The 9,857-nt window shown below is 69.6% G+C and carries 7 protein-coding genes; 4 read left to right on the top strand and 3 right to left on the bottom strand.

From position 1 onward, the window contains the following. Positions 1-303 precede the first annotated feature (303 nt). The 3 genes from moaB (at position 304) to leuA (ending at position 3,730) form a co-directional block, all read left to right on the top strand. Positions 304-837 (top strand): molybdenum cofactor biosynthesis protein B, encoded by a 534-nt coding sequence (moaB, locus tag AC3XYG_RS04750; protein ID WP_489138664.1) that lies wholly within the window; start codon positions 304-306, stop codon positions 835-837. A gap of 5 nt (positions 838-842) precedes the next feature. Beyond that, a complete protein-coding gene (locus AC3XYG_RS04745) occupies positions 843-1,745 on the top strand; it encodes a CE1 family esterase (protein ID WP_489138663.1) in 903 nt (300 codons plus the stop codon). Between the two features lie 323 nt (positions 1,746-2,068). After that, positions 2,069-3,730: a 2-isopropylmalate synthase gene (leuA, locus tag AC3XYG_RS04740; protein ID WP_489138662.1), complete on the top strand. Its 1,662-nt coding sequence runs from the start codon at positions 2,069-2,071 to the stop codon at positions 3,728-3,730. Positions 3,731-3,762: 32 nt separating this feature from the next. On the opposite strand, the gene AC3XYG_RS04735 is transcribed toward leuA, so the two are convergent. From AC3XYG_RS04735 to AC3XYG_RS04725, 3 genes are all read right to left on the bottom strand, one after another. After that, positions 3,763-4,929 carry a DUF418 domain-containing protein gene (locus tag AC3XYG_RS04735; protein WP_489138661.1) on the bottom strand — a complete coding sequence of 389 codons (1,167 nt, stop codon included), beginning with the start codon at positions 4,927-4,929 and terminating at the stop codon, positions 3,763-3,765. A 119-nt stretch (positions 4,930-5,048) separates the two neighbouring features. After that, on the bottom strand, positions 5,049-6,323 hold the full coding sequence (locus AC3XYG_RS04730; protein ID WP_489138660.1) for a DUF1501 domain-containing protein: 1,275 nt from the start codon (positions 6,321-6,323) through the stop codon (positions 5,049-5,051). Between the two features lie 4 nt (positions 6,324-6,327). Continuing rightward, complete coding sequence (locus tag AC3XYG_RS04725; protein WP_489138659.1) at positions 6,328-7,656, bottom strand: DUF1800 domain-containing protein; 1,329 nt, start codon at positions 7,654-7,656, stop codon at positions 6,328-6,330. Positions 7,657-7,829: 173 nt separating this feature from the next. On the opposite strand from AC3XYG_RS04725, the gene AC3XYG_RS04720 reads away from it, so the two are divergent. Continuing rightward, a partial coding sequence (locus tag AC3XYG_RS04720) for a thiamine pyrophosphate-binding protein (protein WP_489138658.1) occupies positions 7,830-9,857 on the top strand: 2,028 nt, incomplete at its 3' end.

The raw sequence follows: 9,857 nt of genomic DNA, 5'->3' as shown, positions 1-9,857 counted from the left end.
CGACCTGCCGGCACCGGTGCCGACCATGCCGGTCTATCACCCGGCCTTTATCCTGCGGCAGCCGGGCATGAAGCGCGACGTCTGGCGCGACCTCCTGGTGCTGCGCCACCGGATGGTGGAGCTCGGCTGCGCCTTCAAGCGCGACGCCTGATCCGCGCGGGACGCGCGTCTTGTACGTTTCGCCGGTCAGCCGTGGCCGGAACCTGCGGCACGATTGCGGCTGACCGGCATGCCGTTTTGCTTTTCCCGCCGGACCGCCTCGGCTAGCTTGGCCGCTTCCTTCGACCAGGGACAGGGGGGCGCATGCCGGGCCGGATCGACGAAACTCGTCCGTTCATCGCCGTCAACATCGCGATCCTGACCGTGTCCGACACACGGACGGTGGCCGACGACAAGTCGGGCGACACGCTGGCGGAGCGGGTGGCCGGTGCCGGCCACCGGGTCCATGCCCGCTCGATCGTCCGGGACGACCAGGCCGCGATCGAGGCGCAGCTGCGGACCTGGATCGCCGACCCCGAGACCGATGTCGTGATCGCCACCGGCGGCACCGGCGTCACCGGCCGCGACGTGACGCCCGAGGCGTTCGACGCCGTCTATGAAAAGCACATCCCCGGCTTCGGCGAGCTGTTCCGCTGGCTGTCCTACGACAAGATCGGCACCTCGACGATCCAGAGCCGGGCGACGGCCGGCGTCGCCGGCGGCACCTATCTGTTCGCGCTGCCGGGGTCGCCCTCGGCCTGCCGCGACGCCTGGGACCTGGTCCTGAAGGACCAGCTCGACAACCGGTTCCGGCCCTGCAATTTCGTCGAACTGATGCCCCGACTGCTCGAGAAGTGACCGCCATGCCCCCGATCCTTCGCGCTGGCCGGCTGGCCGCACTCATCTGCCTGTTCGTGCTGGCCGCCTGCGCGGCGCCGGGCGGCGGTCCGCGGCCGGGCAGCCAGCAGGCCGCCGTGGTGGACGGTCCGCCGCAGCCGACCAGCGGTTGCGGCATCCCGGCCGCGGCGGGCACGCAGACACTGAAGTTCCAGGGTGCGTCCTGGCGCTACATCGTCGACCTGCCGCGCGGCTACGACAAATCGCACCCGTACCGGCTGATCGTGGCCTTCCATGGCCGCACCGGCACGGCCGAGAAGGTGAAGACCTATTTCGACCTGGAGGGCTCGGCGGCGCGCCCGGCCGTGGTGGTCTATCCGCAGGCCCAGGGCGGCTGGGGCGGCAAGGCCGACCGCGACATGGCCTATGTCGACACGCTGCTGGCCCGGCTGAAGGCGACGCTGTGCGTCGACCAGACCCAGATCTTCGCCGCCGGCCATTCCATGGGCGGCAGCTTCGTCAACGACCTGTCCTGCGCCCGTGCCGGTGTGTTCCGCGCCACCGCCGTGGTCGCCGGCGGCGTCGGCAGCATCCGGCCCTGCCGCGGCGAGATGGCGGCAATCCTGCTGCACAACCCGAAGGACAACATGGTGTCCTACAGCCAGGGCATCATCGAGCGTGACAAGCGCATCGCCCAGAACCAGCTGAAGACGACCCCGGTCGACGCCAACGCCACCTTCCGCTGCAAACGCTGGGGGGCGAGCGCCATCTCCGACCCCGTGGTGTTCTGCGACCTGCCCTCGACCTTCAACCGCAGCCGGCCCTATGCGCATGGCTGGCCGGAGGGCACCGGCCCGACCATCGTCAGCTTCTTCGACCGACTGACCGACCCACGGATTCAGTTGACAGAAAGGCCGACCGCCCCTTAGGTGAAGGCATGGTGATCCTAGCTCGCACGCTTCGACTTATCTGACCGGCGCCCTCAAGGGCGTCTGGCCGAAGCCTGTTGCGACCTCTATCCGGATCCTCACCATGACCCCCGCCCGACCTTTTCGACCGGCCGTTTCCCACACCATCGGGACCACGCTGCGACTTATCACCGGCCGCTGATCGGCGCATCGCGCGCCGGGCGGCCCTTTGGCGCATCCATGTCATGCGCCCGTCGTCATTCCGTCCTATCCTGTTATTCCGGCCGGGCTTTCGGCCGGTGCGAGAGAGAAATCCGATGTCCGTGATATCGCCCAAGCCTGGCATGCCCGTCGACAAGTACCGTCCGGTGCAGACCGTCCCGCTCCAGGACCGGCAATGGCCGAACCGCGTCATCGACCGCGCCCCCATCTGGTGCTCGGTCGATCTCCGCGACGGCAACCAGGCGCTGATCGAGCCGATGGGGACCGACCGCAAGCAGCGCATGTGGGACCTGCTGGTCCGCATGGGCTTCAAGGAGATCGAGGTCGGCTTCCCCGCCGCCTCGCAGACCGATTTCGACTTCATCCGCCACCTCATCGACAACAACCTGATCCCCGACGGCGTCACCATCCAGGTGCTGACCCAGTCGCGTGAGGAGCTGATCCGCCGCACCTTCGACGCCATCCGCGGGTCGAAGCGGGCGATCGTCCATCTCTACAACTCGACCTCGACCCTGCAGCGCCGGGTGGTGTTCGGCCTCGACCGCGACGGCGTCACCGAGATCGCGGTGCGCGGCGCGAAGCTGGTCAAGGAACTGGTGCCGACGGTGCCGGAGACCGAGATCGTGTTCCAGTACTCGCCGGAAAGCTTCATGGGCACCGAGCTGGATTTCTCGCGGGACATCTGCGGCGCGGTGCTCGACGTCTGGCAGCCGACGCCGGAGCACAAGGCGATCCTGAACCTGCCATTGACGGTCGAGCAGACGACGCCGAACGTCTATGCCGACCAGATCGAATGGTGCCACCGCAACTTCGCCCGGCGCGACAGCTTCATCCTCTCGGTGCATCCGCACAATGACCGCGGCACCGGCATCGCCGCGACCGAGCTGGCGCTGATGGCAGGGGCCGACCGGGTCGAGGGCACGCTGTTCGGCAATGGCGAGCGTACCGGCAATGTCGACATCGTCACGCTGGGGCTGAACATGTTCAGCCACGGCATCGACCCGGAGCTCGACCTGCATGATGTCGGCGAGATCGTTCGCACCGTCGAGTACTGCAACCAGCTGCCGGTGCATCCGCGCCACCCCTATGGCGGCGAGCTGGTGTTCACCGCCTTCTCCGGCTCGCACCAGGACGCGATCAAGAAGGGCTTCGCGGCTATGGAGAAGAGCAACAGCGGGTTGTGGGAGGTGCCGTATCTGACCATCGACCCGCAGGACATCGGCTGCAGCTATGAGGCGGTGATCCGGGTCAACAGCCAGTCCGGCAAGGGCGGCGTCGCCTATCTCCTCCTGACCGATCACGGGCTGGACCTGCCGCGCAAGCTGCAGGTCGAGTTCAGCCAGGTGATCCAGAAGCTGGCGGACGAGACCGGCAAGGAGATCTCGTCCAAGGTGATCTGGCATGAGTTCGAGCAGGAATACCTGACCCCGGGTCGGGTCGAGGTGCTCGGCCACACCACCCTGCCGACCGGCCGCGGCGAGCGCCACATCGAGGCGCAGGTGAAGATCGACGGGGTGGAGAAGACGATCCGCGGCGAAGGCAACGGCCCGCTCGCCGCCTTCGTCGACGCGCTGCGGCAGGAGATCGATATCGACGTCGACATCGCCGACTATCGCGAGCACGCGCTGCGCAGCGGCTCCGACTCCAACGCCGTGACCTATGTCGAGGCGCAGATCGGCGGCAAGACGCTGTTCGGCGTCGGCATCGACAGCAACATCGTCATGGCCTCGCTCAAGGCGGTGGCCGGGGCGGTCAACCGGGGCCTGCGCAAGGCCGCGGCCTGACGGAAGCGGCATCCGGCCCTGGGCGTGCGCGCCTAGGGCCGGGCCGCCTGCAGCCGGAAGGGCTGGCGACGCCAGCCGGCCAGTGATCGCCAGGCCCATTCGACCGGCCCCAGGCTGAAGGCTCGCAGCCACAGATTGGCCAGCAGCAGCTGCAGGACCACCACGCCCGTGGCGATCAGGGCTAGGCCGGCCGGGCTGAGCCGGTCCCACAGCCCCAGGCCCCAGGTCGGGAACAGCACGAACATGCCGATGCCGGTCTGCATCAGGTACAGCGACAGCGCCGTCCGGCCGGCCGCCCGGAGCGGGCGCAGCAGCCGCTCGCCCGCGCCGGTCTGCAGCAGCAGGTTGATCACGGCGAGATGGCCGATGGTGATCGCCAGCCGGGCGGTGATCAGCAGCCCCGCCGACGCCCCGCCGACGGGCAGGCCGAACGTGTCGGTCAGGGTGATCGGTGCGCCGATCGCATAGGCCGCGACGGCCAGCGCCAGGTAGAAGCCGCGCGACCGCAGGCCCTGGGTGATGCCCCATCGCAGCAGCGCCATGCCGACCAGCATGGTCGAGAAGGAATCGGCGAACCGCCACCACAGTCCCATGTCCTCGTACAGCCGCGACAGGATCTGGAGCGACCATTGCACGGTGGCCTGGTAGCCCCCGTGCCTGGCCAGCTGTTCCGCCAAGGCTCCATCGGTGGCCGGTGCCTGGTCCGGCGGCACGACCGGGACGCTGGCCATGACCAGGAGGCTGACGCCCAGCGCCAGCAGCAGCGCCGTCTTCGGCCCGACCGTCCGCAGCGGATACAGGCACAGCCCCGCGATCGCATAGATGTGCAGGATGTCGTAGGGCCACAGCAGCACGACGGCATGCACCAGGCCGAAGGCCACCAGCCACAGGTTCCGGCGGATGGAGCCGTTGGCGGATTTGGCGGTCAACAGCACCACGCCGGCGCCGAACAGCAGCTGCAGCAGGCCGATCGTGGTCTGGTCCATCACCAGCAGGTTCATGAGCCATGTCGCCGCCCGGTCGCCCCAGGATGGGTCGGGCGACAGCGACGAGGGTCCTGCGATCGGGCCGCCCATGATCGTGATGTTGATATAGAAGATGCCCAGGATCGCCACGCCGCGCAGGACGTCCAGCGATTCGATGCGGGCCGGCGATTCGATGCGGGGCGGAATCGGGCCGGGGGTCGCGCGTGCGTCCATCTGCGTCGATCACTCATGCTGGGTTGAGCGAGCAGCTGGCTTGGTGGCGGGCAGGCCCTTAATCCTATTACCGTTCGTGTCGGGCGCCGGTGCAACTCCTATCTTCGATGGGGCGGATTTCAGGCCTTCTTCACCAGGTCGTGTATCCCGGCCGCCTCGGCACTGCCGGGGAAGACGACGCGGTTCAGCCCGTCCTCCGGCAGGCCGAGATGGTCGCGGAACACGCCCTTCACCACGGCGCGCAGGTCGGTGGTGGGGGCCAGGTCGCGGCCCTGGTACAGCTTCTGGCCCGACAGGCCCGGCCAGTCGGCCAGCACCCGGCCGCCATGCACGGCGCCGCCGGCCAGCAGCGCGACCGAGCCGGTGCCGTGGTCGGTGCCGCCGGAGCCGTTGGCCTGGGCGGTGCGGCCGAATTCGGTCACCGTCAGGATCGCGGTCTGCTTCCAGGCATCGCCCAGCCCGGTGCGCAGCGCCTGCAGGGTGGCGGCATAGGCGGCCAGCAGCCGGTCCAGCCGTTTGACCTGCAGCACATGCGTGTCCCAGCCATACAGCTCCATCACCGCGATGCGCGACCCGGCCGGGTCGGCCAGGAACCGGCCGGCGGCCTCGGCCAGCTTGAGGTCGGCGCCCGCGGCGGCGGCACCGGCCACTGGAGCCGGAGCCATCCCGCCCATGTCGCCGGTTGGGGGTGTGGCGCCGGCCATCGCCGCCGCGGGGGCGGCGCCCGATTGCATCAGGCCCTGGATCTGCTTGCCGAAGGCGGTGGTGTCCAGCCCGGTGGCGTAGGCGGCATGCAGCGCCGGGTCCTGGTCGTACAGGCTGGCGATCAGGTCGGGGAAGCCGGGCGGCAGGTTGACGCCGCGGTCCGGCCGCCAGGAGGTCACCGGCGTCGACCCGCGCAGCACCAGCGGGATCTCCTCGGCGAAGGCGATGCCGAAGCGCCGGTCGGTGGCGCCGATCAGGCCCAGCGTCCGGTTCAGCCAGCCGTCGCGGGTGCCGTCCAGCTGCGATGCCCCGGTCTCCAGCAGATCCTGGCCGTCGAAATGCGACCGGTCGCGATAGGGTGAGGCCACGGCATGCACCGGCAGGAAGCTGCCCTCGGCATACCAGTCCTTCAGCGGCGCCAGGCCGGGATGCAGGGCGAAATGCCCATCCAGATCGACCATGCCGCCATCGGTGCCGGGGTCGGGCGGCGCCAGCGCCCCGTGCAGCGCCTTGTAGTCGGGGTCGCCATAGGGCGGCACCGCGGCCAGCCCGTCCAGCGCGCCGCGCAGGATGATCAGCACGAAGCGCTGGTCGATCGGCGCCTTGGCCAGCAGCAGCCGGGCCGGCATCACGCTCAGGGCGCCCGCGGCCGCGAAGCCGCCGAGCAGATGGCGTCGGGTGAGGGTCATCCTCTCACCTCCTCTGGAATTCGGGGCTCAGCAGCGCCAGGGCGATGCCCTCGCGCTGGCTCGGCGCGCCGCTCAGCACGCCCTTGGTCTTGTCGGACAGGGTCGGGCCCAGCAGTGCCTCGGCCAGCGGCAGCGGCGACTGGTCCGGCGTCAGCTTCGGCAGCGACTGGTAGGTCCAGGCGATCCGCTGCATCGCCAGCTCCGGCGCCAGCCAGTCGGATTCGCGGTCCGGCCAGCCCTGCGGCGACGGGGCGTTGTAGATCTGCTGCCCCAGGCGGCGGACCGAATTCACCGTGGCGGCGTCGGCGGTGTCGACCCCCAGGCCGCGCAGGGTGGAGACCACCATCTCGATCGGCGCCTTGTACTTCCGCCGCTCCGGCGTCCAGGCCTCCGGGCTGTCGACCAGCGCGCCCGACACCGCGGCCAGGTCGCCACCGCTGTCCTGGAACGCCTTGGCCAGCCGGTCCACCGCGGCCTGCGGCGGGTCGTCGGCGATGAAGTGCCGGGCCAGCTGGGTGGCGATGTGCCTGGCCGTGGCGGGGTGGGCGGCCAGCGCGTCCAGCGCCGCCTCGCCCTCGGCCTCGCCGGCCTCGGCATAGCTCTTGCCAAGGAAGGTCTTCGGCCCCGGCTCGTGCCCGGTCGGGCGGAAGGCGAAGATGGTGCCGGGCGGGTCCTTCTCCCGCCCCGGCGACCAGCCGGTCAGGATCAGCGCCAGCGACCGGACATCCGCCTGGGTGTAGCCGCCGTCGACACCCAGCGTGTGCAGCTCCATCAGCTCCCGCCCCAGATTCTCGTTCAGGCCCAGGGACGCCTTCTGGCCGAACTTCGAATTCGGCCCGACCGAGGTGGCGTTGTCGAGATAGAACAGCATCGCCGGGTGGTGCACCACGGCGCCCAGCAGGTCGCGGAAACGGCCGGTGACATGGGGTCGGATCGCCTCGGTCTCGTAGGCCCCGGCAAAGGGTGTCACATAGCTCTGAGCGTAGGCGACGGTGAAGTGGTTGGTCCAGAACTTGACCAGCCGCTCGCGGAAGGGCGCGTCGGCGGTCAGGGCGGACTGGACATGGGCGATGCGGTCGCGGTCGCGCAGCGCCAGCGCCTCGTCCTGATGCGGCTTGCGGCTGTCCGGGTCCTTGGCGGTCCGGATCGCGATCAGGACGACCATGCCGGCCTGGGTCAGGGGCATGTCATCCGCCCCGGCCTCGGCAGCCGCGGGCGGACCGATCTGGGCCTTCAGCCAGCCCCGGGGATCGCCGGCGATGGCGTCGAGGTCGCCGGGCCGGGCGCCGAACCCGAACCGGTTGGCGGCGATCGCCGCTTCGACGAGAGACATGGCGTGCTTCGTCTCCGCTTTCGAACGTCGACCCCTTCTTCCCCTTCCACGCCGGCATGGCGGGATTCCGTCGGCCGACGTCGCCGGGAAGGAAGTGCGCCGGCGTTGCGTCCGGTTCAATGGCGTGCTCCATAAGGTGGGTCGAATTCGCGGCAGGACGAGGATTTCGGGCGATGGGGACGGCGGGTCGCAGGGCGCGGGACGCGCGCATCGAGGCGGATGGCGCGGTGCCAGAAGGCGTTGGGTCGGCGGATCGGCTGCGGCTGCTCAAGGCGCTGGAGAAGAAGATCCTCTGGCTCTCGGCCTGGACGATCCACAACGCCAATCACATCCGGCCCAACCCGGACGGGCTCAAGGTCGGCGGCCACCAGGCCTCCTCCGCCTCGCTGGTCACGGTCATGACCGCGCTCTATCTCGATGTGCTGCGGCCGCATGACCGGGTGGCGGTGAAGCCGCATGCCAGCCCCGTCTTCCATGCGATCCAGTACCTGCTCGGCCAGCAGACGCAGGAGAAGCTGGAGCAGTTCCGCTCGCTCGGCGGCGCGCAGTCCTACCCGTCGCGCACCAAGGATATCGACGACGTCGACTTCTCCACCGGCTCGGTCGGGCTCGGCGTCGCCATGACGCTGTTCGCCTCGATCGCCCAGGATTACGTGGCGCTGAAGGAATGGGGCCGCGAGGCCAAGGCCGGCGGCCGCATGATCGCCCTGATGGGCGACGCCGAGCTGGACGAGGGCAACATCTACGAGGCCCTGCTCGAAGGCTGGAAGCACGATGTCCGCAACGTCTGGTGGGTGATCGACTACAACCGCCAGAGCCTGGATTCGATCGTCACCGAACGGCTGTTCGCCCGCATCGACAAGCTGTTCGAGAACATGGGCTGGCGGGTCGTCACGCTGAAATACGGCAGCCTGCTGGAGGCGGCATTCCGCCGGCCCGGCGGCAGCGCGCTGCGGCGCTGGATCGACGAATGCCCGAACCCGCTCTATTCCGCCCTGGTCTATCAGGGCGGCGCGGCCTGGCGGCGCCAGCTGCTGGCCGATATCGGCGGCGAGGCGGGGATTCCCGAGCTGCTGGCCGACCATGATGATTCGGCGCTGGCGGCGCTGATGACCAACCTGGCCGGCCACGACATGGAGTCGGTGCTGGCGGCGTTCCACGGCATCACCGACGACGTGCCGACGGTGTTCATCGCCTACACCATCAAGGGCCTCGGCCTGCCCTTCGCCGGCCACAAGGACAACCATTCCGGGCTGATGAACCTGGACCAGATGGCCGCGTTCCAGGCCAGCCAGGGCGTGCCCGAGGGCCGGGAGTGGGAGCCGTTCGCCGGCCTCGACGACATGGCGGCGGAGCTGCAGGCCTTCCTCGGCGCCGTGCCGTTCACGGCCGAGGGCCGCCGGCGCTACCCGGCGGCGCGGATCCCGGTGCCGCGCGACCTCGACGTCGCCCTGGCCGAGACCATGTCGACCCAGGAAGGCTTCGGCCGGGTGATGGGTGAGCTGGCCAAGCGCGAGGACATGCTGGCCGAACGCGTGGTCACCACCTCGCCCGACGTCACCGTCTCGACCAATCTCGGCGGCTGGGTCAACCGCCGCGGCATCTTCGACCGGCATGGCCGCGCCGACGTGTTCAAGGAACAGAAGGTGGTCTCGGCCCAGCGCTGGGGCATGTCGCCGGACGGCCAGCATGTCGAACTCGGCATCGCCGAGAACAACCTGTTCATCAACCTCGCGGCGCTCGGCCTGACCCATTCGCTGTTCGGCGAAAGGCTGCTGCCGGTCGGCACCCTGTACGACCCGTTCATCGCCCGCGGCCTCGATGCGCTGAACTACGCCTGCTACCAGGATGCCCGCTTCATGCTGGTGGCGACGCCGTCCGGCCTGACCCTGGCGCCGGAAGGTGGCGCGCACCAGTCGATCGGCACGCCGCTGATCGGCATGGCGCAGGACGGCCTCGCCAGCTTCGAGCCGGCCTATGTCGACGAGCTGGCGGCGATCATGGCCTGGGGCTTCGAATACATGCAGCGCGGCCCCGAAGCGTCAACGGGGTCGGGCGAAGCGAGCGCCGACTGGGTGCGCGACCATGATGGCGGCTCGGTCTATCTGCGCCTGTCGACCCGGCCGCTGGAGCAGCCCAAGCGCGAGATGACCGACACGCTGCGCCAGGCGATCCTCGCCGGCGGCTACTGGCTGCGCGAA

The organism is Inquilinus sp., from assembly GCF_057815775.1.
Note: the sequence above shows the minus strand (reverse complement) of the source record. Positions and strands in the feature narration are given on the sequence as shown.